Source organism: Campylobacter concisus (genome assembly GCF_002165775.1).
GTDB classification, from domain to species: domain Bacteria; phylum Campylobacterota; class Campylobacteria; order Campylobacterales; family Campylobacteraceae; genus Campylobacter_A; species Campylobacter_A concisus_E.
In genome coordinates, this window is sequence record NZ_NDYP01000002.1 from 74,612 (window position 1) to 100,663 (window position 26,052).

Sequence of the window (26,052 nt, forward strand, 5' to 3'; positions counted from 1 at the left end):
AAATCTCACAGGTGGTTTATTTAATGAATAAATTCTTAAAATTTATGTTAATTATGTTGTTGCCTATTTGGCTCGTGGCAAAAAACGACGACTATGAGCAAGTCGCAGCTCAGATAAAAGAGTCGTTACAAAAAGTAATAACAGAGTATAGAGCGGGCAATGTTGAACAAGCGGTCAGTGATACTCAAAACGCTTATTTTGGCTTATTTGAAGATGTCGAAGCTGGCATTAGAATAAATTTAGGTCAGAAAAAGGCTTACTCTATGGAGAAGCAATTTGGCGAGATCAGAAAGGCGATAAAAGCAGGCGAAGCGCCAGATGATGTGCAAAAAAGAATAGATCAGATCAATAGCGAGATCGCTGAAGTTCTACCAGTTATCTTAAAAGGGCATAGACTAGTTGGTGAGTATTCAGACAGCCCAGCTCAAGCTGCTACAACTGATTATGATACTTCTAAATTTATCCCTGAGTGGAAAGTGGCATTTGCAAATTTATCAGCTGATCTAGATAAAGCAATAGCAAGCTATGAGAGCGATAAGCAAGATGATGCCAAAAGTGCTATTCAAGATGCTAAATTTACAGATTACAGAAATACTCAACTTGAAATCGCTATTCGCCAGCATATAGAAAATGGTAAAAGCATAGATGCTGATATCCAAAGAAAGATGGGCGAAGCGATCAGCGGCATCACAAATGGTATAAGCAAAGATGATTTTAAAACTAAGCTAGATGAGATCAAGAAACTAGCATATGAGGCAATCTCAAAACTCCCAGCAGATACTGCAAAACTAGCAAAAGTTGATATGAGTGATGTAGAAGCAGCTTCTGAAGAAGATAGTGGTGCAGATTATACCAAAGTCGTTCAAAACATAAACGACAAAATTCAAGCTGCTATCACACTTTATAAAAATGGTGATGTAAAAAAAGCTATGGGCGATATCCAAGACATCTACTTTGATGAGTTTGAAGGTAGCGGTATGGAGAATAAAGTAGGCGCAATAGATGTAAATTTAAAAACAGCTATTGAAGCTACATTTGGCAATCTTGTAGCCCTTATGAAATCAGGTGTAGACGAAAAAACTCTTCAAGAAAGCGCAAGCAAGATGTCATCTCAGCTAGCAGCCGCACTTGAAAAAACTAGCGGTTCAAGCTCACCTTGGACGCTATTTATCTGGGCGCTAACTATAATCTTAAGAGAGGGCTTTGAAGCTCTTATCATCGTTGCAGCCGTCGTTGCATACCTTGTAAAAACTGGCAATGCTAAAGCGATGGGCAAAGTTGTTTATAGCTCAGTTGGCGTGGCTGTCATCTTAAGCTTTGTTATGGCGTGGATCATGAACGTCATCTTTGGCGAGGCAGCAGGTCAAAAAAGAGAGCTTATGGAAGGCATCACGATGCTTGTTGCAGTGGGACTTCTATTTTACGTTGGCTTCTGGCTTCTTTCAAATGCTGGCGCTAAAAAATGGAACGACTACATCAAATCACATGTATCTGAGTCTATCTCAAGTGGCTCGAGCACAGCGCTTTGGTGGACTGTATTTTTAGCGGTATTTAGAGAGGGTGCTGAAACTGTACTATTTTATCAGGCGCTTATTTTTGGAGCTAAAGATTCAGCTGGTTACTCGATGATTGCAGCTGGCTTTGTGATAGGACTTATCGTTCTTTTAATAGTCTATTTCTTATTTAAAATTTTTGCTGTTAAAATTCCTATTAAACCATTTTTTATATTTACGTCAGCTATTATCTTTTATATGTCGATCGTCTTTGTTGGCAAGGGTGTTGGCGAACTAGTTGAGGGCAAAATTTTCATCCCAACTATCATAAAAGGACTTAGCTTCCCTGACTGGATGAGAGACTGGCTAGGACTTCAGCCATATTATGAGAGCTTAGTACCTCAAATCATTATGGTGCTTGCCTTAATTATAGGCATCGTTATCATGAAATCAAAACAAAATAAAAACTAATCTTATTTAAAGGAGAGGAAATGAATAAAATTCTTAGTTCAGCTCTAGCACTTAGCCTAGCAGCTGGTTTTGCACTTGCTGGAGAGCACCCAATCGGCGAGCCTGTAGAGGCTAATGGTATGGAGATAGCTGCAGTTTATTTGCAACCAATCGACATGGAACCAAAGGGTATTGACCTAGCTCCAAGCCTAGCTGATTTTCACCTAGAAGCTGACATACACGCTATTGCTGGTAATAAAAACGGCTTTGGCGAAGGTGAGTGGATCCCATACCTAAAGATTAACTACGAGCTAAAAAACCTTGATAACGGCAAAGTTAAAAAAGGTACCTTTATGCCAATGGTTGCAAGCGATGGCCCACACTATGGTGCTAACGTAAAAATGGATACAGGCGTAGGCAACTATGAGCTTAAATTCCACATTGATAATCCAGAAAAACAAGGTTTTGGTCGTCACGCTGACAAAGAGAGCGGTGTTGGTAAATGGTTTGAGCCTTTCACAACAACTTATAAATTTCAATGGACAGGTGGTCCTGTTAAATAATCACCAGGGGCGTTCTCGCCCCTTTTAAAAAATTCTCACAGGGTTTAGTTATGTCAATTTATTTCTATCAGGTCTTTTTAGCCCTCCTTGGATTTACGCTTTTTGCTGCCTTAAATAACAAGGATAAAAGTTTAAAAACACTCTTTTTACCGTCACTTTTTGGAGTTGTTGCTGGTATATTTATCTTTAAAGTCGTTCGTCACGCACTTGTAGATGATCAGTTTAAAATTTTCATTGATTCAGTGACACTAGTTTTTCTACTGATTAGCATTTTATGGATATTTCTTGAGCTTAAGATAGCAAAAATTGTAACATTTTTTATTTTAGGCATCGGCTTTGGCTTTGGCTACAGTTCAAGCAGTGTGTTATTTCCACTATTTGGTGGTGAGCTACTAGATACGCTTTCGGTCATTAGCTTCTTTCTAATGATATTTGCAATGATTTTGCTCGTATTTTTATTCTTTTTTATTTCGAATTTAAAATCTAGCATTTCTCCATTAATAGCTAAAACTTTAGCCCTTATCACTTTAGTTTTCTTGCTAATCGATAGAAGCTCTCAGACAGCGCTTGAGCTTTTGCGTGCTGGGGCTTTAAAAATAAGTAGTGAGTTAAACTCTCAGATTCTATCTGTTAGTGCAAAAGGTATTTACGTATCAGAATTTGGTACTTATTTTTATGTCTTTGTGATCTTACTTTTATGCATCACCGCGCTTTTCTTTATGCCAAAAAGTATTGATAAAAATAAATTTGGTTCTATCAAATACCGTTTTACAAAAGCCATTAGAGAAAATATTTCTGATAATGCAAAATTTGCATTTTGTAGTATTTTGATAGCACTTGGATTTTCGCTCTATTATGATCTTTACGCATCTCGTCCACCTGAAATTTCAGAGCCAGTCTTGGTTGAGCCAGTGGGAGATAAATTTATATTTGATGTTGATATGTTAAAAGATAATGAACTTCACAGATTTGCCTACATCACAGATGAGGGCAAGCAGATAAGATTTTTCTTATTAAACCGCTTTAGTGACCGTGTATCACCTGTTATCGTATTTGATTCATGCATGATTTGTGGCGATATGGGCTATATAAAAAAAGGCAATGACCTTATTTGTATCTCTTGTAATGTTAGAATTTTCTTGCCATCAGTTGGCAAAGAGGGTGGTTGCAATCCTATACCAATGCCATTTATCTTCGATGGTAAAAATATCATAGTTGATTATAAAACTATTACAGATGGAGCAAATTTCTTTAGTAAGGTTGTCGAAAAAATGGTGCTTGACCCAGTTAGTCGCAAAAAGGTGAGCAACCTTGAGTCAAGATCATATTTATATTATGGACGCACATATTTCTTTGAAAATAACGAAACTCAAGCGAAATTTGAAGCAAATCCAGAAAAATATGTAGAAACAAATGGAACGTTAAAATGAAAAATATGCAACTAAGAATGATAAAAAGCTCGATCACGGGCTCAAAGGTGCAAAAGACGATGGCCTTTATCACTATCTTGCTAGCTGCTCTTTTGATAGCTTGCATGCTAAATATTACGCTAAAAATTGGCGATCAAGTAGCAACCGAGCTTAGAGGATATGGCTCAAATATCGTCGTTTTACCGCGCGGTGAGAGTCTAAGCATCGAGATCGAGGGTAAAAATTTCACTCCGTTAAAATCGCAAAATTTACTCCCAGAAGCTGATATCTACAAGATAAAAGAGATCTTTTGGAGAAATAATATCGTTGCTTTTGCGCCGTTTTTAGAGGCAAAAGTTAAAGATGAAAAAGGAATTGAATTTGCCTTTGAAGGAACCTATTTTGATAAAAATATCGGTCTAAAAGATGAGCCAGAATTTAGTACAGGCGTTAAGAGTTTGTATGGATTTTGGGGCGTTGAGGGTGTTTGGCCAAAAGATGAAAGTATGGATGAAATTTTAGTTGGCGAAGAACTTTCTAAGGCTAAAAATTTAAAGGTTGGCGACAAGCTTAGTCTTGTGGGCAAAAATGGTACAAGAGAGGTTAAAATAGTTGGAATTTTAAAAGGAGCTAGTGACGAGGCACATAAGCTAGTTGGCTCACTAAAGCTTGCTGGAGATCTTTCTGGGCATGCAAACTCATACACAAAGGCTGAAGTATCAGCTATGACAATCCCAGAAAATGACCTATCGCTAAAAGCAAGAAGAAATTTAGACAACCTTGATAGTGCAGAGTACGACAAATGGTATTGCTCGGCTTACGCAGGCTCGATCGCATTTCAGATAGAAGAAAATTTACCAAACGTTAGCGCAAAAGCTAGCCTTCAAGTAAGTGATGCTGAGAGTAACATAGTAAAGAAAATCCAAAGCCTAATGGGCATCGTTAGCATCATCGCTCTTGTGGTTTCAGCCATTGGCATAACATCGCTAATGACAAGTGAAATTTATCGCCGTAAAAAAGAGATCGGCCTTTTAAAAGCCATAGGTGCAAGTAACTTTGAAATTTACGCCCTTTTTGCTAGCGAGAGCCTTGTGGTTGCCTTTTTTGCAGGCATAACGGGAGCATTTTTAGGATACGCGCTAAGCTACGTGATGTCTTACATCATCTTTTCTCATGGCATCGGTATAGCGTGGATCGTGCTACCAATAAGCGTGGCATTTGCCTTGCTCATCTCAGTCGTTGGCTCGCTAATGCCAATGAGAAACGTCATAAATTTACTACCTGCGGAGGTGCTATATGACCGCAAATAGCAAATTCTTTTACAATACAATTTATAAAAGTTTAAAAAACGGCTCATCAAGAGTGATGGTCATCGTGATCTCTATCTTACTTGGAGCATGCGTGTGTGCTGCATTTGTCAATGTCTATCTTGACATAGACTCTAAGGTCTCACGCGAGCTAAAAACTTATGGTGCAAATATGATCTTTGCTCCAAAAGATATGGCCTCAAGCGATAATATGAGTGAAAAAACTTATAATGAAATGATCGCTAAAGTGCCAAAAGACAAGCTTCTTGGTGAGAGCGGTTATCTCTTTGCTCAGGCAAATATCGGTCCAACAAACGCTATCGTCATGGGAACAAAATTTAGCAATCTAAAAAAAGTTAAACCATTTTTAGATGTTAGAGATGGAACGATGATAAATGTCGATTTTGACGATAAAAACGTGCTAATAGGCGTCGATCTAGCTCGTCAGGCTGGCTTTAAAGCAGGCGATGATATAGAAATTCGTGCCATTGGCTCAAATGAGAGCATAAATGTAAAGATAAAAGGCGTAGTCGCAAGTGGCGACAAAGAGGATGCGCTTTTGATCACGTCACTATCTTTGGCTCAAAAAATTTCAAATAAAGCTGGCAAAATAAACTATGCTGAAGCTGTTGTGCTTGGTAACTTTGATGAGATAACATCGCTTGCAAAGACTATAAGCAATGAAGAAATAGCCGCAAAACCAGTGGCAAAGGTCTCAAAGTCTGAGGGCTATATCTTGGAAAAGATCAAGCTATTAATGGCACTTGTTAGCCTTGTTATTTTGCTCATTACTTCAATGTGCGTAAACACAACGCTTAGTGCTATCTTGCTCTCTCGCTCAAAGGAAATCGCACTTCTTAGAGCCATAGGTGCAAGCAAAAAAGATGTGCTAAATCTATTTGGTTTTGAAACATTTGTGACAGCGCTCATCTCAGCATTAGTTGGTGCATTTTTAGGATATTTACTAGCTCAAATTTTAGGTTATGCGATATTTGATTCTAGTATTGATTTTAGAATTTTGAGCATCCCAGTAGCTGTGATAATATCGCTTTTATTTGCAGCGATCGCAGCATTTTATCCGATCAAACGGGCACTTAATAATAAAATGGCAGATACATTAAGAGGAGAATGATATGCAAAATGCACTAGAATTAAAAAATATTTGTAAAATTTTTGGCGATGTTAAAGCACTTGATGATATAAATTTTGAGGTTAAAAAAGGTGAGTGGGTCAGCGTAATGGGGCCAAGTGGTAGTGGTAAGAGTACGCTTGTAAATATCCTTTCACTAATGGATACTCCAAGCAGTGGTACTTATATGCTCGGTGGCGATGATGCGAGTAATCTAAATGCTGACGATACACTTAAATTTAGACGTGAAAAGATCGGTCTTATTTTTCAGCAGTTTCACTTAGTGCCATATCTTAGCGCACTTGAAAATGTGATGATCGCTCAGTACTATCACAGCTCAGTTGATGAAGAGGATGCTAAAAAAGCGCTTGAGGCAGTTGGTCTTTCTCACAGACTAACACACAGACCAAGTCAGCTAAGTGGTGGTGAGCAACAACGCCTTTGTATTGCACGCTCGCTCATAAACGATCCTGAAATTTTAATAGCAGATGAGCCAACTGGTAACCTTGATGAAGCAAATGAAAGAGTTATACTTGATCTATTTTGCAAGCTAAGAAAAGAGGGCAAGACGATACTTCTAGTCACTCACAACCCTGATCTTGGCGAGTATGGCGATAAGATCGTCTATCTAAGACATGGTAAGCTAGAAAAAATTCGCACTATTGAAAACCCAAAGGTGCCAAATGAGATATAAAATTTTATTTTTATGTCTAGTCTCAGCCCTAGTTATGGGCTGCGTCAAGCAGTATGAGAAGCATCACATTACGCTAAATGACTCAAGCGGCATTGATACGCAGTTTTTTCCAACAGAAAAGAGGCTAAAGATAGGCGATAAGCCATATATGCTATTTTTCTTTGGTACGGACTGCGGAGTGTGCAAGGCCGCTATACCTGATCTAAATACGCTTGAAAAAGAGTATGGTAAAGAGGTTCAATTCATTGGTGTTTTAGGACCTAGTAAAGGCTTTGATAAAGATATTGAGCTTTTAAAAGAGCACAACATTACATTTAAAACTACGAGTGATAAGGTTTCAGTTGATTACTTTAGCAAGGCAGTTGGTGGCGTCATGGGCGTGCCAGTTATCTATTTTTTTGATAAAGATGGTAAGATGCGATCAAAATTTATCGGTCTTACACCAAAAAGCGTACTTGAAAGTGCTATAAGATCGCTCTTGTAGGAGTGAATATGAAAAATTTCTTTTTATTTGTCTTAGCGGTATTTTTTGTTGGATGTGCTAGTAGCACTCCAAATATCTCGGTCAAAACGAGCGATCCAATCTTTTTTACACTTAATGAAGCAAATAAAAGCGTCTATGTAAATTTTAAAAATAGTGCGACCGGGCAAGATGTAAATGCTGAAATTTTAAGCGAATTTATAAAGGCTGGTTTTAGAAACGAGCCAAATATCAAGAATGCTGACTTCATCGTCCTTGGTGATGTGCAAAGCTTTTCTAGGATAATCAAAAGAGATCCTAGATTTTCAATGGGGATGGGATATGGCTTTGGTAGACCAAGCTTTGGCTTTGGCTACTCGATGTTTTTCCCATTTGGCTATTACGATGATGATGACTTTAGCACGAATAGCTATACTTATCACATGCAAGTAAGCGTGCTAGTGCGTCCAAAAAATGGTGGCGAAAAGGCGACAAATATCTCACTTATGCAAGCTGGCAATGTCTATTCGCCAAGCTACATTTGGCCATTTTTTAAAGAACGTCTAGCAAAACAGATTGTTAGCTTTTTTTATAATGTCTCGCAAAAATAGGAGAAATTAGTAAATTTAAAAGGATTTAAATGCTAGTTGATGGAAGCTATGAAATTTCATCTTGTGATGATATTGAACTTGGTATAAAAAGAAGCTCTCCTCTCTCCTTTTATTCATGTTATGACAATGCCAAGGATGCAAAAGCTCTTTTGGTTATTATCCCTGGGCTTGGAGAAGACTCTGACCTTGGATATAGGGCTAACCTTATGCAGACTATGGCAGAGACTTATGATGCTGCATGTATTAGTGTGGATTATCACTGCATAGGCAACCGCCCACAGCTTGGGGCGAAATTTGGGCTTGATGATATAGATCGCGAAATCTTAACAAGAGAACTATCAAGTATAGGTATAAATTTACCAATTGATCTAAAAAGTATCGACTGCCACGAGAAGGTTGATTTGCTACTTAAATTTCTCAGCAAAGAGATTACTATTCGAAAAGAGAGAGGTATTTTGCCGGCTGATTTTAGACTAAATGCTAGCATTACGATAGTGCCAACAAAAAATGAATATCAAAATTTTGGCGTTATGCAAGCAATGGATGTGCTAAATGCTGTACTTTATACAAAAAAATATATAAATAATGCCAAATTTGAACATCTGCCAGTGATAATGGTAGGCAGCTCACATGGTGGATATCTGGCACATATGTGTGCTAAGATCGCTCCATGGCTAGTTGATGCGGTGATAGATAATAGCTCTTATGCCATATTTTTATGGCGTCTTATTGGATTTGGTAAAGAGATAAATTTTACTAACTATTTTTGTTTTGGTACCGACACTTTGTATCAAAATTTATATCTTTATTTTTTTGATAAGACCTACTGGACGCTTAATGAAAAATCACCATACTATTTTATTGACGCAAGAGAAGAGATAAGAAATATCCTAAATTTAGATCATTTAAATGTTCAAAGCTGCTATGAAAAGCCAATTTACGTTAGCTATCACTGTATTTGTGATAAAGAAATAGCTCCAGCAAAGGATAAAATCGAGCTTTACGAGGCTCTTAAGAAACTTAAATTTGATGCAACACTACATATGATAAAAGATGAGAGTGAGGTTGATGGCAAATTTATAAAGTCTTTAGCACATGGAATGGGGATGTCTTATAAACTACTTTTACAAAAAGAGCTTCCCAGTATGATGGAGAAAATTTTATCTCAAAAAAATAAAAAGAGCAGCAAGAGTATTGAGTATAAATGCGGCGATACGATCTATAAATTTAGTGAAGTCTTAGATCAAATAAATCTTGAAATTTTAGATATTGCTTAGTATTTAAAATAGTTAAAACCAGGCGCATAAAGACCTGGTTTTTATCAGTCATTATCTATCTCAAAGCCATAAAATTCGCTTTCATACTCAACATTTCCTATTTTGCTGTATTGTATAAGAGCTGCTTTTATATTATCTATCTGCTGATACATTAGGCCAAGAGCTATTCTATTTTCGATAGCACTAGCATCATTTAGTTTTGTTAGCTCTAAAAGCGCGATTGCGTTTGATACTTTTCCAGCTCCTGTCGCGGCCACAGATGCTAAAAACAATGTGCTAGCGTCATTTACTTTAAACTCATCGATTGCCTGATTATAAAGTTTATAGCTTTCATCAAAGTCGTTTGTAAAGATATCGACATAGGCTAGAGTTTGGATCAAATTTATATTCTTTGGAGCATTTTTTAGCTCGGCTCTTAACTTATCACGCTCTCTTGTAAGTAAGCCTGAAATTTGAAGTAGCTTGATGTATTGCTTTTTGATGATGTCAGCGCCGTGATAGAAAGCGTTTGAATCAAGCTGCTTGCCATTAAAGTAAATTTGTATCGCTTTTGCATACTCTTTGACATTTTGCTCTTTGTTTTTCGAGATGAAAGTTAAGATATTTGCAATAATATCATTTGGCAAAATTTTTAGTAGCTCATCAGCTTTTTTTACCATTAGCTCATCATTGTTTGTTATTTTTGCGATGATGATATCAAAGGCTAAATTTAGCATTGTCTGCTCTTTTGGCTCTTCAAGCCACCTTATCATCGCACTTTGGTTGCCGCTAATCAGGCTTAGAAGCGAGGCATATAAATTTACAGGCTTTAAACTCTTGTCATTTTCTAAATTTTCGCCGATCTCTTCAATAAGCTTTGGGTTTAAATTTCTATTTATATCTAGACAAATCGCCCCAAAAATACCTGAAAGATGGTTATTTACATCTTGATGATAGCTTGCTATGAAGTGCTTTGCTGCAAGGCTAAAATTTCCAAGCTGAGCGTAGCTTAAGGCGAGGTTGTATTGTAAGATAGAGTGATTTGGATAAGTACTGGCTAGCTCTTCAAACTCTTTATTTGCTTCCTTTAAGCGGTAGCTTAGTGCTTTTGCAATAGCTTCGCTAAGTTTTGCATTTACTTTTGAAGCAGCCGCACTTTGGCTAAGATAGTCATTTGCTGCTGAGGTGTCGTCTAGAAAGACGCTAACGCCACCTTTTCTTATCTGCTCGATGCTCTGTTTTGCATCAAAGACCTTGTAAGGTGCGAAGTAAAAAAGCGTCTCATAGCGCCTTGTTCTATCAAAAAACATATCATCACTAAAGTGTGCCTGAGCTAGGCTGACATCAAAAAGATCAGGCTTTAGTATCGTTTTTATCTTATAAATTTTGCTTGGTAAAGAAGCATTGTAGTCGTAAACATCTTTGATAAATGCCGCTGCATCGCCGTAGTCAGCAGTTTTTAGATCGATTAGCGCCTCAGTCATCTTGATAAGATCGATATTTGGCGTATTTTTAGAAGCTTTTGTTAGATAATCCCTTGCTTTATCGTATTTGCCAAGTCTTGCATAGAGCTGTGCTAGCGTGAAGTCGGCCTTAAATGCCTTTTGGCCCTCGAGTTTGGCTATTGCTCTCTCATCATCTCCAAGAAGCGATAAAATTTTTGCACTTAAATAGGCATATTCGTTTTTATAATCTGCAGTATTTGGATGAGAAAGTGCTTGAAGCGCCTCGTAATAGTTGCCTTTATAGTAGTTTATAAGCGCGTAGTAATAGCTATAAAGTGGCGAGTTGTTTTCATACTGCAAAAATGAATCAGCAAGTCCTATATAGTAGTTAAAATTTTTAGTGTTATTTAGCTCAAGTGAGCAAACGGCAGCATTTATGGCGCTAACTGCTGTGTTTTCTCTATCGGTTATAGCTTTGTTAAAAGATACGATCGCCTCATCACATCTTTCTTGTTTCATCTGCGAAACACCGAGGTTGTAGTTTGAGAGAGACTGGTTATAAACAGCTACGTTTTCATAAATTTTTAGAGCCTCAAATTTATTGCCACGCTCATAAAGCTGATTGGCTTTATTTATCATTTCATCGATCTTTGAAGCGCCAAAATTTTGCGTTTGGTAGTTATTTTCTATATTTTTTACGATACTTACAGTATCTATGTTCTCTTTTTTGTCTTTCTTTAGCAAGATAACTAGCAAAACCACTATCAAAATGATAAGTACTAGAGCGACCATACCTGCTATTATAAAGAGCTTTTTATTGCTCTTTTTTACAGGGATTGGCTCTGGGATGCTCTCATCTTGTAGCACACCTTCACTTGCGATACTCTCAAGCGAGACGATCTCTTCAGGCGCTTCAGTTTTTGCCTCTTCAGGCGCTTCTTGCTCTGCTTGCTCGCCAGGTGGTTTTAAAACTACAACCTCTTCTTCAGCCACTACATATACCTTTTAAGAACTTCTGGAATTTCAATAGTGCCATCTGCTTTTTGGTAGTTCTCCATGATGGCAATAAGAGTCCTACCCACAGCTAGACTTGAGCCATTTAGGGTATTTACAAGCATATTTTTCTTGCCATCTTTAAAGCGAATTTTTGCACGCCTTGCTTGAAAATCACGAGTATTGGAAATAGAGCTAATCTCTCTATATTTACCTTGACCAGGTAGCCAAACCTCAAGGTCTATCGTCTTTGCCGCGCTAAAACCAAGATCGCCACTGCAAAGAAGCATATGGCGGTGAGGAAGTCCAAGGCTAGTTAGTAGATCGCTTGCGCACGCTACCATTTCATTTAGCACGTCTTCGCTTTGATCAGGCTTTGTGATACTTACTAGCTCGACCTTTTCAAACTGGTGCTGGCGGATCATACCTCTAGTATCACGTCCTGCTGAGCCTGCCTCTTGGCGGAAGCATGCTGAGTAGCAAGTCATCTTTATAGGCAGCTGCTCGGCTTCAATGATCGTGTCATTGTATAAATTTGTCACAGGCACTTCGCTAGTTGGGATGAGGTAGAGGTCTTCGTCACGCACTTTGTAAAGGTCTTCTTCAAATTTAGGCAGCTGACCAGTACCAAAAAGTGTGTTTGAACTTACTAGATAAGGGACATTTACAAGCTCAAAGCCTCGCGCGCTATTAAAGTCGATCATGTAATTAACAAGCGCTCTACTTAGCCTTGCTCCCATGCCACGAAGCACGGTAAAGCGAGATCCTGAGAGTTTTGCGCCCCTTTCAAAGTCAAGCCAACCAAGGCTCTCACCTAGCTCCCAGTGCTCTTTTGGTGTAAAGCTAAATTTAGTTGGCTCAAGCACCGTTTTTATGCAGACATTATCGTCCTCGTCCTTACCAAATGGCACATCATCATCGGTGATATTTGGCACGTTAAATGAAATTTGCTCAAGCTTTTCTTCATATTGTTTAACGATCTCATCAGCGTCAGCAAGTGCAGCTTTGTTTAAATTTAGCTTATTTTTAAGCTCGCTTACATCTTCGCCAGCTCTTGCCTTTATGCCAAGCTCTTTACTTTTTGCGTTTTGGATCGCTTGGAAATTTTCAAGTGCTTTTCTCTTTTGCTTTAGCTCGTTAAAAGTTTGTAAAAGCTCGTCAATCAGCTGAGCTTTTACATTTTTTCCCTCAAGTTTTTTTACAAATTCATCGTAATTTGTCTCGAGTAGTTTTAAATTTATCATCCTATATCCTTAAACCATAAACATAACTTTTGCAAAAAGTACGATAAAAACTGCCGCTGTTAGCGCAAATGGATGTATGTTGCCAAGTGGGCTAGGGCGTTTAAATATAAATTTGCAGCTCAAATTTGTTATAACCGCAGCTACGATTAGCATCGCTAAGAAAAATTTGATCATAAAAATGATTTGTAAATTTGTCTCAAAGTAGCCTCCAGCCTTTGATCCGACCCAGTTACTCATCATCATGCCTCCAGTTAATACCAAAAGCAAGATGCAAAGTGGCATTATCTTAATAGCAACTGAACCGATAGCTTGTTTTGCCTTTTGAGCAAGCTCAGGTGGCATTTTTTTACAAGCTGCCTTAAAAATGATTACATCAAAAAAGAGGTAACCAACAAAGATGATTGCACAGAAAAGATGAACTATCTGTGCGTATGGATATAAATTTTGCATATTTTTCCTTTATTAATAAATTCCGACTGCTTCACGAACTTTTTTTATTGTTGTTTGAGCAACATTACTTGCCTTTTTGGCTCCTATTTCTAAAATTTCAGACACTTCGCCAGGATTATTTTGATAATGCTCAAATTTCTCTCTCGCATCTTTAAAATAGCCCCAAATAAGCTCATTTAGATAAGCTTTAAAGTGCCCGTGACCCTCGCCACCACGCTCATATCTAGCTTGAAGCTCTTTTTGTCCACTCTCATCTAAAAAAAGTTTGGCGATATTATAGACGTTGCAGTTTTGCCACTGTTTTGGCTCTTCAAGCGGTGTGCCATCAGTCACGATGCTAGAAATTTGCTTTTTAAGCGTTTTGGCATCGGCAAAGATGTCGATTGTATTGCCATAGCTTTTGCTCATCTTTTCACCGTTTGTGCCAGGCACGGTGGCGACATTTTCATCGATCTTCGCCTCAGGCAATGTAAAAATTTCTCCATGTTCGTTGTTAAATTTTATCGCGATATCACGAGCGATTTCTACGTGCTGGATCTGATCCTTGCCTACAGGCACGACCTGCGCATTATAAAGCAAAATGTCAGCTGCCATCAAAACTGGATAGCTAAAGAGTCCGTGGTGCGAACTAAGACCTTTTGCGACTTTATCTTTGTAACTATGTGCGCGCTCAAGAAGCCCCATAGGCGTGTGCTGACTTAGTACCCAGTAAAGCTCAAGCACGTCTTTAACATCACTTTGCACCCAAAATATGCTCTTATTTGGATCGATCCCAAGTGCCAAAAACGCACATGCAGCCTCAAAAGTGTTTTGTTTTAGGGCTTTGGCCTCGCTAAGGCTTGTCATCGCGTGGTAGTTTGCTATAAACATAAACATCTCGTTTTTTTCTTGCATATCAACCATCTGTTTTATCGAGGCAAAGTAGTTACCAAGGTGTAGTTTGCCGGAGGGTTGGAGGCCGGTTAATACTCTCATCTTATCCTTTCAAATTTTGGCTTTTTCTCGTGAGCACTTTTGATAGAGATTTGAAATTTTAAGCTTTCGGCAGACTATTTGTCTAGCCTCGGCTTAAAATTTCTACACAACTATCAAAATCATCTCGCGATACTTCGCCAAAAATACTTTTTAAATTTTAACGTTACATTAGAGTTTTTGTATCTAATCTAATCTTAAAATTTAACTGGTAGACCATGCGTCTAGCCTTCGCTTAAAAACAAAATTTTGCCTCGCCTAAACAAAAAAATCTTTGCCAAAACGTTTAAATTTTAACATCACGTTAGACTTTTTGGTCCAGCTTAATCTTAAAATTTTTATCACACAACTCTCGTCGCTTTAGTGTTGCGAACAAAGTGAAGCAAAAAAAATCATCTTACGATACTTCGATAAAATTTCTAACTACAAAACGTTAAATTTAGCTCAAAGACTCAAAATTTCAACACCACGCCAGATAGCCATTTAGCCTGATCTTAAAAATTTATCGTTGCAAGCAGCAATCACGCTACTTTACAACTAAATTTTTAAAAGCATCCTTATCTCTTTTACGATCTGTTTTGGGGTCTTGTCCTCCACTTCAACAATATAATCAGCCTTTTTCTCATAAAGCTCCTCTCGCTCCAGATGTAACGCCTCGGCTCTTTTTAGATCACTTAAAAGCGGACGTTTGGCGAGTTTTTTCTCGCTATTTTTGCTATTTTTTAGCCTTTGCATGATCGCATCAAAACTAGCTTTTAGATAGATCACGGTACCAATTTTTTTTAAATTTTTAACCTTCGCAAAGCCCCCACCGGTTGAGATGATTGCATTTTTGACATTTGTTGCTATAAATTTAGCCAGATCCTTTTCAAGCTGCCTAAAATACTCCTCTCCGTACTCTTCAAAGATAGCCTTTATCTTCATGTTTTGCGAGCTCTCTAGCAAGTCGTCGCAGTCAAGATTCATCGTCTTTAGCGCCTTGCTTAGCGCCCTTGCAGTCGTGCCCTTGCCAACGCCCATAAACCCTATCAAAACGATATTATTGTTCTTTGTTTTCATCGCTCTCTCCACGTTTTTTAGGGATTAGCACGATAGGCACGCCAGTTAGGTTAAAACTCTCTCTAAGCTTGTTTGTCAGGTAGCGTTTGTAGCTAAAGTGCAGGCATTTTGGGCGGTTCATTATAAGCGCTATCATGATAGGTGCAGTCTTAAACTGCACTGCGTAGTAAATTTTCACAACCCTGCCTTTATCTCGTGGCAGTGGGTGTACTTTGGTCGCTTCACCGATCACTTCGTTTAGCTTTGAAGTTTGGATTTTTTGAGTGTAGTTTTTATAAATTTCAACTATGAGCGGGTAAATTTTATGCACTCTTTTACCACCAAGTGCCGAAACACTGATAATCGGCGCGTATGAGAGAAATTTAAACCTATCTTTTATCTCTTTGCAAAGCTCGTCAAATTCTTCGCTGCTTTTGTCCCATTTGTTTAGCACGATGATGACGCCAAGCTCAAATTTAGAGGCGATGCCAGCGATACGCTCATCAAGCTCGGTTAGTGGCTCAGAGCTATCAAGCACGAGTAGAGCTACGTCTGTCTCTTCTAAAATTTTCTCAGTTCTATTCAGTGCGTATCTCTCGATACCCTCGATCTTGCCACGCTTTCTAATACCAGCAGTATCAACAAACTCAAAAACCCTGCCATCATGCTCATAAATTTCATTTACTGGGTCGATCGTAGTTCCTGCCACGTCGCTAACGACAGCGCGACTCTCCTTTACAAGAGCGTTTAGAAGCGAGCTTTTGCCGACATTTACGCGGCCTATGATACCAACTCTAATGTTTTTGCTTTCATAGTCTATCTCGTCGCTTAGCTCGCCCTCGTCGTTATAGTTTTCTAAAAAATCATCAAAATCTTCGCTCGTATCGGCCTTTATCTGTACTTTATCTTCTATATGCTTTGCTAGCCACATACTAAGCTCATCTATGCCTGTGTTGTGGCTTACGGAAATTCCAAAGGCATTTTTCGCACCAAAGCTTACAAATTCCCACTCTCTTTGTTCGTCTTTTTTGCTGTCTATTTTGTTGATGATGAGTGCGATTGGTAAATTTAGCTTGCTAAGTTCATAAAAAATGGCTCTATCCTCGTCATCTGGCATCATTTTGCCATCGACCATGTATAAGATGACGTCTGAGTTTCTAGCCTCTGCTAAGGTCTTTGCTTTTACGTTTTTAAAAAGCTCGCTACTATCATCAAGGCCACCGCTGTCGATTAATATGCACTCTTTGCTCTCAACCTCGATCTTAGCTTTGTTCGTATCTCTTGTCGTGCCGCTAACATCGCTTGTTATAGCGATACGACGACCAGCTAAGCGGTTAAAAAGTGAGCTTTTGCCGACATTTGGCTTGCCTACTAATATTACTTTTTGCAAATTTTGTCCTTTTCGTGATGGCTGATTATACAAATTTTTGACTTATATAAAGTATAAAAATTTGCTTAAAGGCGCCAAAATAAAAGAAAAAATCAACCAAAATTTAAGCCACTTTTCATTAAAATGGCTACTTTAAATTTAAAGGTCTTGTGATGTTAAAAAGGTTTTATATTTCGCATCTTGGTATTTTTTATATGCTTTTTGCTTGCTTTATGTTTGCCGTTACTGGCGCATTTGCAAAGTATCTTAGCAAAGATATGCCATCTATCGAAGTTGTATTTTTTAGAAATTTAATAGGCCTTTTTATCGTTATTTATGCCATTTATAGATTTCCATTTAAGCAAGCTGGTGGACACTTTTTTTTGCTAATGTTTCGTGGTTTTGTGGGTACGGTCGCACTTTTTGCCTTTTTTTACAATGTCGCTCATGTAAATTTGGCCACAGCTTTTACATTTCAAAAGACAAATCCAATCTTTACAGCTATCCTTGCAGCTTTTATTTTCAAAGAGCGTCTAAGCTCACTTGGCTGGTTTGCTGTATTTTTGGGATTTGGGGGAATTTTGCTTGTTATCCAGCCAAATTTAGGCATAAGCAAGACTGATATCATCGGCATTTGGAGTGGTCTTGGAGCGGCTATTGCCTACACAAGCGTCAAGGAGCTAAACAAGAGTTACGGTACAAATGTTATCGTGCTAAGTTTTATGCTTTGGGGCTCGTTTTTGCCACTTATTTGCATGGGTTTGGCAGAATTTTTCACCTATGAGCCACTTGATTTTTTGTTTTCAAAATTTAGCATGCCAAGCTGGTATAACGTTATTTTTATCTTGCTAATGGGACTTAGTGGATATTTTTTTCAGTCGTACATGACAAAGGCGTTTGCGGTTGGCAAAAAGGCTGGAGTGATCGCCGCGGTTAGCTACGCAGACGTCATTTTTACGCTTATAATTGGCTATTTTATGGGCGATGTATTGCCAAATCAAACGGCACTTTTAGGCATCTTACTAGTAATAGTGAGTGGAATTTTAGTTTTGAAAGAAAAATAAAGGAGAAAAAATGATACTAATAGCAGGTCCTTGCGTCATCGAGAGCGAACAGCTCGTTTTTGACGTGGCAAAAAGGCTAGTTAAATTTAACGAAGATAAGCGGATAGATTTTTATTTCAAATCAAGCTTTGATAAGGCGAATCGCACGAGTATAAGCTCGTTTCGCGGGCCCGGACTTGAAAAAGGGTGCGAAATTTTAGCTAAGGTAAAAAAGGAATTCGGCTTTAAAATTTTAACCGATATCCACGAGAGCTACCAGGCCGCGCCTGTTGGCGAAGTGGCCGACGTGCTGCAAATCCCGGCGTTTTTGTGTCGCCAGACCGATCTGCTCGTAGCCGCGGCTAAGACAAAAGCCGTGGTAAATATCAAAAAAGGGCAGTTTTTAGCGGCGTCTGCAATGAAGCATTCGGTCAAAAAAGTGCTAGAAACAAGGGGTATTAGCGGCGACGGGTACGATGTCGCTAAACAAAACGGAGTGTGGCTAACGGAGCGAGGCAGCACCTTTGGCTACGGAAATTTAGTCGTAGATATGCGAAATTTGGTGCTGATGAGGGAGTTTGCGCCCGTGATTTTCGACGCGACTCACAGCGTGCAGATGCCGTCGGCTTTGGGTGAGAAAAGCGGCGGCGACGCGAGATTCGTGCCGTATCTGGCGCGAGCTGCGGCGGCTGCGGGCGTGGACGGATTTTTTTACGAGACGCATATTAATCCTTGCGAGGCGCTTTGCGACGGACCGAATATGCTAAATTTAGACGAACTAGACGCAAATATCACTCAAATTTTTAAGATAAAAGACGCCCTAGGCGATGCAAACTAAGGGCTTTTTGTGGGTGCTAGGCGGCGCGGTCGCCGAGTGCGGCTGGGCGTACGGGCTAAAACACGCCCAAGATGTCGTAGGATTCGCGCTTACTACCGCGTTAGTCTGCGTTAGCTTCGTATCGTTTATGAAGGCTATGAAATACTTGCCCGTTAGCGTTGCATATACCGCATTTGTGGGATTTGGAGCGTTTTTTATCGTGGTCGCCGAAAGCGTTAGCGAATACAGCTCAAGCGGCCAGATGCCAGATGCTTTGCGGCTATTTTTCATAGCGACGCTGATCGCTGGCGTACTGGGGCTAAAAAGGCTAAAATCTTGACGCATATTTTAGCTCTTTTGGCGGCCGGGTGCTGCGAGGTTTTGGGCGTGTTTTTTCTAACTAAATTTCAAAAAAGCTTAGGCGTGAAAAAGGCGGCGAATTTTTTGATTTTAGTTGCAAATTTCGCCATTTCGCTTTGGCTTTTGAGCTACGCGATGCAGGCGATGCCGATGTCGGTAGCGTACGCGATTTGGACGGGTATCGGAGCGGTTGGAGCCGTGGGCGTCGGAGTGATTTTTAACGGCGAAAAAATGAGTGCGCAAAAGGCGTTTTATCTATCGCTAATAACGCTAAGCGCGGTAATGTTAAAGATAATATAAAAGGAGAAATCATGAAAATAATCGAAGGAAATTTGGCTCTAAAAGGCGGCGAGAAGGTCGCCATAGTAGGCGCTAGATTTAACCACATCATCACCGATAGGCTGGTGGAGGGCGCGAGGGATGCGTTTTTGCGTCACGGCGGCGACGAGGCGAATTTGAGCCTCATTTTGGTGCCAGGCGCGTTTGAGATACCGATGGCGCTTGAAAAGGCGCTAGCTAGCGGTAAATTTGACGCAGTTTGCTGCGTGGGAGCGGTGATCCGCGGCTCTACGCCTCACTTTGACTACGTGAGCGCCGAGACTACCAAGGGCATCGCAAACGTCACGCTAAAATACGGCAAGCCGGTGACCTTTGGCGTGCTAACGGTCGATAGCATCGAGCAAGCCATCGAGCGAGCGGGCTCAAAGGCCGGAAACAAGGGCTTTGAGGCGATGACGGGCGTGATCGAGATGTTAAGCTTATATAAAAATTTGGAGGCGTGAAATGGCGACTCGTCATCAGGTCAGGCAGGCCGTCGTTTCGCTACTATACTCAAACGAGATAAATCCGGTAACTGCTACATTTGAAGAGGAATTTTTGGAAGAAAAAAAGATAAGAAACGAGCGAAAATATGAGGCGCAGCAGACCTTTAAAGAGGTGCTCGCAAATAAAGAAAAACTAGATGAAATTTTAAAGCCATATCTAAAAGACGGCGATTTTAGCAAGGTTGGTGCAACCGAACTAGCCATCCTTAGACTTGGGCTTTATGAAATGAAATTTAGCCAAACTGATAAAGCAGTTATCATAAACGAAGCGATCGAGCTTGCGAAAGAACTTGGAAGTGATCAGGCACCAAAATTTATAAATGGCGTACTTGATAAGCTAAAGGGCGATCTGTGAGGCTCTGTGTTGCACTTGATATGGCTAGTCGTGAAGAGAATTTAGCCCTTGTTCGCGAGCTAAAAGGGCTTGATCTTTGGCTAAAAGTGGGACTTAGAAGCTATCTTAGGGATGGGGCAAAATTTATAGAAGAGCTAAAAGGGATTGAAGGTTTTAAAATTTTTCTTGATCTAAAACTTTATGACATACCAAATACGATGGCAGATGCGGCTGAAGTAGTCTCAAAAATAGGTGTAGATATGATAAATGTGCATGCTAGCGCTGGTGAGCGCGCGATGAAGACAGTTATGGATAGGCTAGCTGGTCTTGGGAGCCGTTCTTTAGTGCTCGCAGTATCGGCACTGACTAGCTTTAACGAGAGTGAATTTGAAATGGTTTATAACGATACGCTTGCTCGCTCGGTTAGAAAATTTAGCCAGATGAGCTTTGAAGCAGGGCTTGATGGAATGGTCTGTTCTGTTTTTGAAAGCAAGCTCATCAAAGATGTTACAAACGAGAAATTTATTACGCTTTGTCCCGGTGTTAGGCCCTTTGGAGAGAGTGCTGGAGATCAAAAAAGAGTAGCTAACTTAGTGAGTGCAAAGCAAGAGGGCAGTGATTTTATCGTTGTTGGTAGGCCAATTTATGAAAACGCAAATCCAAGAGAAATTTGTGAACGAATTTTGGAGCAAATTTAAAATTTGAACTTGTGTGAAGTGGTTTTTAACTAAGCTTTTTTACAAAATGTTGCGTGAAGATGACATCAAAGCGAAGTGAGGAGCTAAATTTGAGTGATTTTAAGAAAATCCTCTATGTTGGCGAAGCGACGCAGGCCGATCTGCTGGCACTCGGCTACACAGACATTGCTTCGTTAAAGGGCGCAGATCTGGACGAGATGTTTGAGCGCACAAAAGCGCTCGGACGCGACAGCGATAGGTGTATCCTCTATGTTTACCGTATGGTTTGCTACTATGCAAATATGCCGCACCTAGACAAAGCCAAGTTAAAATAGTGGCTTTGGAAGGACTAAATTTATAAATTTTTGTTTTAGATTTTTTATCTAAGGTCTGCAATTGCGAAATATAAATTTAAGCAAGATATCAGCGGCCTTCAATTATAATGCGATTTCTTTTTATGGACAGATGGGTGAGTGGCTGAAACCACACCCCTGCTAAGGGTGCAGCTCTTAATCGGGGCTCGAGGGTTCAAATCCCTCTCTGTCCGCCACAAATCCCTAAATTACGACATTTAAGAACAATTTTTTAAAAATAAAAAATCCCTTTGACGACCCAGATTAATAAATTGAAATATCTCGCTTAAAATCTTTTAAGTTTGAATTAAGATAATTTACATATACATCGTAAATCATTTTAGGAGTGGAATGGCCCAAGAGCTTTGATAACTCTACTGGAGTAACATAATTACCATAAAGCATAGAAGTAGCATAAGTATGTCGCATATTGTAAAGCCGCCTATATGGCAAATTTAACTCATGTAATATAGGCTTCCAAAAATCAGAAGTAAAAACGCCAGTATCTCTGTAAGGTTCATTATATTGCGTTTGTAAAAGATAAATATTGTCTTGATAGTTCTCAATATATTTTTTAAGCTTACTATACAAATTATCCAAGATAGGTATAGTTCTAATTGAATAAATTGTTTTAGGTGTATTCTCGCCAAATCTGGACCTGGTAGAATTAATATTTATAACCCTATTTTCTAAATCAACATCTTTTATTTTTAAAGATAATATCTCACCAGTCCGCATGCCAGTAAAAAAGCCAATATATAAAAAAATTTGGAATCTATCATTATATCTAGTAGATAATCTTAGAATATCATTTACTTGCTGGCTAGTAAAAGGCTCTATTCTCGGTGTTTTATGGACTATGCTTTTAATATGTATAATAGGATTTTTATCAATTATTTCATCCTCTAAGGCAAGCTTTAAGATCATAGATAGAGAATTCAAATAATGTTTTTTGCTTTTATTAGAAACGTCTTGTATAGAATTAAGCCATAAACGAATAACGCTGGGCTTTATTTCGTAAATATCTAAATCAAAGAAAACATTTAACCTATTTTTTACAATGCCTTTATTCTTGCAATACGTCGATAATTTCCATTCAGACTTACCAAGCTTAAGATATAAATCGGCATAGTATTTAAATTTAACATTTTGCATAATTAAAACTCATTACAAATCAAAAGTCTATCTACAAAGCTATCAATATCAGGGGCATTTAAATCATGCCTTTCATGATAGTGTGTGAAATTATCTAAATTCCTATCAAGCATTAAATTTTCAACATAGGCTAAATGCTGGGCATTTACATCGCCACCCAAGCTTTGATAGTAATTAACTAATTCATAATCTTTCATTCTGCTTACTGGTTTAGGCTTTTCATCGCTTTTAAAAAGCTCATCACAAAGCTTTAAAATTTGCCTTTGATTTAGAGAATTACCAAAGCTCTTTATTTCATCGCTTGCATATTCATACCGTTTAATAGTGTTGCTATCTTTAATTATTCTAGTCTTTTGCCAAAGTTCGCCAAATTCATCAAATATTTTTAAAGGCTTCCTGGTATCAGGATCAACGACAACAGTAACCAAGCCTTTGTTATAATTTTTAGTAAGAGATATTAGGTCAATACTGCCGTTTAGTTTTCTATAAATTTCAAGACTTACAAATGTTTTTGACATTGTAAAACGTCTAATTTTATGCTTTAAATACCAGTAGCTTATATCGGTCAAATTATCCAAGTCAGGATTTTGGCGTAAATCGTCAAGAGTCTTAAAAATATACTTCATAACATACGAAGTAGCATTTTTAATATCAGTTTCGACTCTGCTATGAGTATCTAAAAAACGATCTTTAATAGCAGAAACGCACTTATCCAAATTTTCTTTAGGGACAAAGACGAGCAAATTTAAATGACAAGTTCCGTCCAAATGCGGTTCTTTAGTAGTTATATAACATCTTTGATTTTGTGATAAGCTCCTAAAATGCAATGAATTCATAATACTTCTAACTAAGGCTTGAAGCTTGCTAGCTCCTGCGCTAACGCTATGCTTTTCATCATCGATATACTTTTTATTATAAACAAGCTTTTTCTTGCCACTCTTAAGAGTTATAAGCTTTTGTTTATGATACTCACTAGGCAAGGTAAAAACTGCAAAGATAGGGCAAAGCCCTTGACTTTGAGCATAATCATTAAGGCTAGCTACTCGGTTATTAAGCTCCGCAATGTATCTATTCGAGTTATGCCAGCTAGAAAAATAAAAATTTGAGTAAGGGACATACTCGCCATTTATCATAAAGAAATTGCTATCAAGAAATTTCTTTTGATTTTCTAGTTTGGTTTTTAAAAAGATTTTATCAGTTTCACTAATTCCATACATCTTATTCCTTTAGGTTACACACTTATATTATATATAGCCAAGAGCGCACGCTCATTCCCCACTACGTGGGGCCCCTTTTGCGTTGCGCGCTGCGCTCGTCAAGTAGCGTTCTAAGGCAAGGTGTTTATCTTTTGGATCATAATAAAACTCAGAAAAAATATCTTTTTCAGACGGAAGCATTGTAATAAATATACTAAAACTATAATCAGTTGTTTTTTCGCTCTTATATGTAGTTATATCGCCAAGAATAGGAATATTTTCAACAAAGGGAATAGTTTTCGTTGATTTTATTGTTTCTTTGCTATTAATACCACCAATAAGAAAAGAATTTGAATCAGTAAGATATACATTTGTTTTTAGATGCCTACTAGAAATTCTAGGAGTCAATGTATCATCAAGCAAACTTTCTATATATAAATCCAAAGTAAAGCTAACGCTATCATTAGTAATTAAGACATTTGTAATATAAAGCTTTAAGCCAACATCTTGATAATCGACTTGATTTGTAGTCATTCTTTGATTGTTTTGAATTTCGATTGATGATTTTTGAATAGGGGTCTTTATAACACTCTCAATTACACTATCTTTATTATCAATAAGGGTAACTCTAGGATTATAAAGTAGATCAGATACGCCCTTTTCTTTAAGTAAATTTATAAGACTGGTGACAGAATCTTTATTGACTTTGGTGCTATCGACCGTAAGAACGTTGGTAATAATTTTAAAATAAAAATGATCTAGTGGATTTAAAAGTGATTCTATACGTGGGCCAATTTCTTTAAGTTTTGTGTTATCCGTGCTAATAATTGTAAAGCTAAGTTGCCTTAATTGATAGCTAGTGTCAAGCCCATTAATAAGATTATTAATAATCTCATACTGACTTTCAGTAGTAATAAGCAGTATCCTATCACTATAAACAGTGTATTTTATGTTTTCATTAAATAAAGAAAGAGCAGATACAACATCTTCTTTGGAAACGTGCTTAAATTTGATTATATAATCATTCAATACTGGCTTATCTTCAACGGTTGGATTATATATCAACAAGACACTATCTTGTATCAAATAATCAAGACCATTAACATTTAAAATATCTTTAAGTAACTTAGAAAAAGTATCAGTATTGCTTAGATCAAGCGTAGGTAAAAATACGTCAAAATTAGTATCAACGTTACCACTAATGACAATATTTTTGCCAGTTATAGAACTAATCTCGCCTAAGAAATCGTTAAAGGTAATGTTACGATATTCTAAGGCAGATAAACTACTTGAGAGTAGGAAGCATAGGACTAGAATCAGTCTTTGGAGATTTTTCATTTGCAAACCCTTGTGATGAATTTTCTAAGCTTTTTAAAACCCTTTCAAAATCCGCATGGCAAGAAACAAAATAATCAATGTAGTTGCCTGACTTCTTATCTTGTAAGAATATATGGCAGTTTGAGAAAGAAAGAAGTTGTAAGAAGCTATCTAAAGATAAATCAATGGCGTAATTTCTAAATTTACAACCATTTGGAAAGCAAGTTATCTTTAGATAGATTCTATTGTTATTAAAAATAGTGGTGTTTATGTCTGAATTATCTACGCTATTTGAAATTGTCTTAGGTGCTTTAGAATCAGAAGTATTTAAATCAACAAACCTGGTATCTTGACTAGATGACTGATCTGGCTCATGCTTAGGCTCTAAAAATTTATAAAGTAAATAAGAAAAAACTATAAAAGCTAATAAAAATAAGATTTTTTTAGTCGCATAGCTTTTATAAATTTCTTTTGAGCCACTACTATATAAATCTGAAACCTTTTGATTAAATTTTAGATTTTCAGAGCGAATAAGATTATAATTAAAATTAGACGAAGTGCTATAAACTTTATATTTAAAAAGACTACTAAAGAGCCTTTTGCCACTAGGCTGGGCCATATACATTAATTCAGTATGAACTAAATATTCTCTATTTGTCTGACGTTTAGACTGAAATAAAAAAATAATATCAATGCCAAAATGTCCGTGATAACTTAAAAACCTACCCAAGCTATCGTTAAATGTTTTAGTAAAGGTGTTGTAAGCTTCGTCAAGAACTATCAAGCAATGATGATAATTTTCATAGATGCCATTTTTTAAAGCATACTCATCATAATTATCTATATTATCTAAAAAGCCATTTTCATATTGAGAGCTAAGCGTATATTCTTGACTAACAGCAGTAAGAAAATCATTCTTATCATATTGCTTTACAAAGCCATTAAAATGATCAAATTTTAAGCCATTAATATTAGTATAAATAAATCTATACTTTGATTCATCTTTTAAATGTAGCTCATACTCATCGTTTATTATATGAACAGCTTTATATGTTTTTCCAGAACGTGGCGGACCAATGATCAAACTAAGCAT

General features: G+C 37.9%; 27 protein-coding genes and 1 tRNA gene. 18 read left to right on the forward strand and 10 right to left on the reverse strand.

The window, feature by feature from the left end; genetic code table 11:
* The first annotated feature begins 23 nt into the window (after positions 1 to 23).
* The 9 genes from B9N66_RS01360 to B9N66_RS01400 are packed head-to-tail and all read left to right on the forward strand — an operon-like array spanning position 24 to position 9,393.
* Positions 24 to 1,964 carry an FTR1 family iron permease gene (locus B9N66_RS01360; protein ID WP_087579577.1) on the forward strand — a complete coding sequence of 647 codons (1,941 nt, stop codon included), beginning with the start codon at positions 24 to 26 and terminating at the stop codon, positions 1,962 to 1,964.
* Between the two features lie 20 nt (positions 1,965 to 1,984).
* Positions 1,985 to 2,506 (forward strand): iron transporter, encoded by a 522-nt coding sequence (locus B9N66_RS01365; protein ID WP_084041674.1) that lies wholly within the window; start codon positions 1,985 to 1,987, stop codon positions 2,504 to 2,506.
* Between the two features lie 50 nt (positions 2,507 to 2,556).
* A complete protein-coding gene (locus B9N66_RS01370; protein WP_087579578.1) occupies positions 2,557 to 3,936 on the forward strand; it encodes a Fe-S-containing protein in 1,380 nt (459 codons plus the stop codon).
* On the forward strand, positions 3,933 to 5,225 hold the full coding sequence (locus B9N66_RS01375) for an ABC transporter permease (protein WP_087579579.1): 1,293 nt from the start codon (positions 3,933 to 3,935) through the stop codon (positions 5,223 to 5,225). Before B9N66_RS01370 ends, B9N66_RS01375 begins: the two co-directional genes overlap by 4 nt.
* Complete coding sequence (locus B9N66_RS01380; protein WP_087579580.1) at positions 5,212 to 6,354, forward strand: ABC transporter permease; 1,143 nt, start codon at positions 5,212 to 5,214, stop codon at positions 6,352 to 6,354. Before B9N66_RS01375 ends, B9N66_RS01380 begins: the two co-directional genes overlap by 14 nt.
* A 1-nt stretch (position 6,355) precedes the next feature.
* Positions 6,356 to 7,045, forward strand: a complete 690-nt coding sequence (locus B9N66_RS01385; RefSeq protein ID WP_021090626.1) for an ABC transporter ATP-binding protein — start codon at positions 6,356 to 6,358, stop codon at positions 7,043 to 7,045.
* Positions 7,035 to 7,529: a TlpA family protein disulfide reductase gene (locus tag B9N66_RS01390; protein ID WP_021090806.1), complete on the forward strand. Its 495-nt coding sequence runs from the start codon at positions 7,035 to 7,037 to the stop codon at positions 7,527 to 7,529. The genes B9N66_RS01385 and B9N66_RS01390 overlap by 11 nt, the downstream gene beginning before the upstream one ends.
* Positions 7,530 to 7,537: 8 nt before the next feature.
* Complete coding sequence (locus B9N66_RS01395; RefSeq protein ID WP_087579581.1) at positions 7,538 to 8,116, forward strand: hypothetical protein; 579 nt, start codon at positions 7,538 to 7,540, stop codon at positions 8,114 to 8,116.
* A 29-nt stretch (positions 8,117 to 8,145) separates the two neighbouring features.
* The gene (locus B9N66_RS01400; protein WP_087579582.1) at positions 8,146 to 9,393 is read left to right on the forward strand and encodes a DUF2920 family protein; all 1,248 of its coding nucleotides are present in this window, start codon (positions 8,146 to 8,148) and stop codon (positions 9,391 to 9,393) included.
* Between the two features lie 44 nt (positions 9,394 to 9,437).
* Here B9N66_RS01400 and B9N66_RS01405 read toward each other — a convergent pair whose 3' ends face one another.
* The 6 genes from B9N66_RS01405 to der all read right to left on the reverse strand — a co-directional run bounded on the left by B9N66_RS01405 (position 9,438) and on the right by der (position 16,904).
* Positions 9,438 to 11,810, reverse strand: coding sequence for a tetratricopeptide repeat protein (locus B9N66_RS01405; protein ID WP_087579583.1), 2,373 nt, complete (start codon positions 11,808 to 11,810; stop codon positions 9,438 to 9,440).
* A complete protein-coding gene (gene serS / locus B9N66_RS01410) occupies positions 11,810 to 13,054 on the reverse strand; it encodes a serine--tRNA ligase (protein WP_087579584.1) in 1,245 nt (414 codons plus the stop codon). Before serS ends, B9N66_RS01405 begins: the two co-directional genes overlap by 1 nt.
* A gap of 9 nt (positions 13,055 to 13,063) precedes the next feature.
* The gene (locus B9N66_RS01415) at positions 13,064 to 13,504 is read right to left on the reverse strand and encodes a hypothetical protein (protein WP_021090475.1); all 441 of its coding nucleotides are present in this window, start codon (positions 13,502 to 13,504) and stop codon (positions 13,064 to 13,066) included.
* 12 nt (positions 13,505 to 13,516) lie between these two features.
* Positions 13,517 to 14,479, reverse strand: a complete 963-nt coding sequence (trpS, locus tag B9N66_RS01420; protein WP_087579585.1) for a tryptophan--tRNA ligase — start codon at positions 14,477 to 14,479, stop codon at positions 13,517 to 13,519.
* A 534-nt stretch (positions 14,480 to 15,013) separates the two neighbouring features.
* A complete protein-coding gene (locus tag B9N66_RS01425) occupies positions 15,014 to 15,535 on the reverse strand; it encodes a shikimate kinase (protein WP_087579586.1) in 522 nt (173 codons plus the stop codon).
* Positions 15,516 to 16,904 carry a ribosome biogenesis GTPase Der gene (gene der / locus B9N66_RS01430; RefSeq protein ID WP_087579587.1) on the reverse strand — a complete coding sequence of 463 codons (1,389 nt, stop codon included), beginning with the start codon at positions 16,902 to 16,904 and terminating at the stop codon, positions 15,516 to 15,518. The genes B9N66_RS01425 and der overlap by 20 nt, the downstream gene beginning before the upstream one ends.
* A gap of 152 nt (positions 16,905 to 17,056) precedes the next feature.
* Between der and B9N66_RS01435 the strand changes: the two genes are divergently transcribed.
* The 9 genes from B9N66_RS01435 to B9N66_RS01475 all read left to right on the forward strand — a co-directional run bounded on the left by B9N66_RS01435 (position 17,057) and on the right by B9N66_RS01475 (position 21,488).
* Positions 17,057 to 17,947, forward strand: coding sequence for a DMT family transporter (locus B9N66_RS01435; protein ID WP_087579588.1), 891 nt, complete (start codon positions 17,057 to 17,059; stop codon positions 17,945 to 17,947).
* 10 nt (positions 17,948 to 17,957) lie between these two features.
* Positions 17,958 to 18,764, forward strand: coding sequence for a 3-deoxy-8-phosphooctulonate synthase (kdsA, locus tag B9N66_RS01440; protein WP_087579589.1), 807 nt, complete (start codon positions 17,958 to 17,960; stop codon positions 18,762 to 18,764).
* Positions 18,754 to 19,083, forward strand: coding sequence for a DMT family transporter (locus tag B9N66_RS01445; protein ID WP_087579590.1), 330 nt, complete (start codon positions 18,754 to 18,756; stop codon positions 19,081 to 19,083). Before kdsA ends, B9N66_RS01445 begins: the two co-directional genes overlap by 11 nt.
* Positions 19,080 to 19,403, forward strand: coding sequence for a DMT family transporter (locus B9N66_RS01450; protein ID WP_087579591.1), 324 nt, complete (start codon positions 19,080 to 19,082; stop codon positions 19,401 to 19,403). Before B9N66_RS01445 ends, B9N66_RS01450 begins: the two co-directional genes overlap by 4 nt.
* 11 nt (positions 19,404 to 19,414) lie before the next feature.
* Positions 19,415 to 19,885 (forward strand): 6,7-dimethyl-8-ribityllumazine synthase, encoded by a 471-nt coding sequence (gene ribH / locus B9N66_RS01455; RefSeq protein WP_021090940.1) that lies wholly within the window; start codon positions 19,415 to 19,417, stop codon positions 19,883 to 19,885.
* Position 19,886: 1 nt separating this feature from the next.
* On the forward strand, positions 19,887 to 20,282 hold the full coding sequence (gene nusB / locus B9N66_RS01460) for a transcription antitermination factor NusB (protein ID WP_054196158.1): 396 nt from the start codon (positions 19,887 to 19,889) through the stop codon (positions 20,280 to 20,282).
* Positions 20,279 to 20,959, forward strand: coding sequence for an orotidine-5'-phosphate decarboxylase (pyrF, locus tag B9N66_RS01465; protein WP_087579592.1), 681 nt, complete (start codon positions 20,279 to 20,281; stop codon positions 20,957 to 20,959). The genes nusB and pyrF overlap by 4 nt, the downstream gene beginning before the upstream one ends.
* 89 nt (positions 20,960 to 21,048) lie before the next feature.
* Positions 21,049 to 21,273: a helix-hairpin-helix domain-containing protein gene (locus B9N66_RS01470; RefSeq protein ID WP_087579593.1), complete on the forward strand. Its 225-nt coding sequence runs from the start codon at positions 21,049 to 21,051 to the stop codon at positions 21,271 to 21,273.
* A 124-nt stretch (positions 21,274 to 21,397) separates the two neighbouring features.
* Positions 21,398 to 21,488, forward strand: a tRNA-Ser gene (locus tag B9N66_RS01475).
* Positions 21,489 to 21,555: 67 nt separating this feature from the next.
* Here B9N66_RS01475 and B9N66_RS01480 read toward each other — a convergent pair.
* From B9N66_RS01480 to B9N66_RS01495, 4 genes are read right to left on the reverse strand one after another with little or no spacing between them, the layout of a single operon-like run.
* Positions 21,556 to 22,446: a tyrosine-type recombinase/integrase gene (locus B9N66_RS01480; protein ID WP_087579594.1), complete on the reverse strand. Its 891-nt coding sequence runs from the start codon at positions 22,444 to 22,446 to the stop codon at positions 21,556 to 21,558.
* Positions 22,447 to 22,448: 2 nt separating this feature from the next.
* The gene (locus B9N66_RS01485; RefSeq protein WP_087579595.1) at positions 22,449 to 23,663 is read right to left on the reverse strand and encodes a replication endonuclease; all 1,215 of its coding nucleotides are present in this window, start codon (positions 23,661 to 23,663) and stop codon (positions 22,449 to 22,451) included.
* A 51-nt stretch (positions 23,664 to 23,714) separates the two neighbouring features.
* Positions 23,715 to 24,980: a type II secretion system protein GspD gene (locus B9N66_RS01490; protein WP_180382044.1), complete on the reverse strand. Its 1,266-nt coding sequence runs from the start codon at positions 24,978 to 24,980 to the stop codon at positions 23,715 to 23,717.
* Positions 24,928 to 26,052, reverse strand: coding sequence for a zonular occludens toxin domain-containing protein (locus tag B9N66_RS01495; protein WP_087579596.1), 1,125 nt, complete (start codon positions 26,050 to 26,052; stop codon positions 24,928 to 24,930). Before B9N66_RS01495 ends, B9N66_RS01490 begins: the two co-directional genes overlap by 53 nt.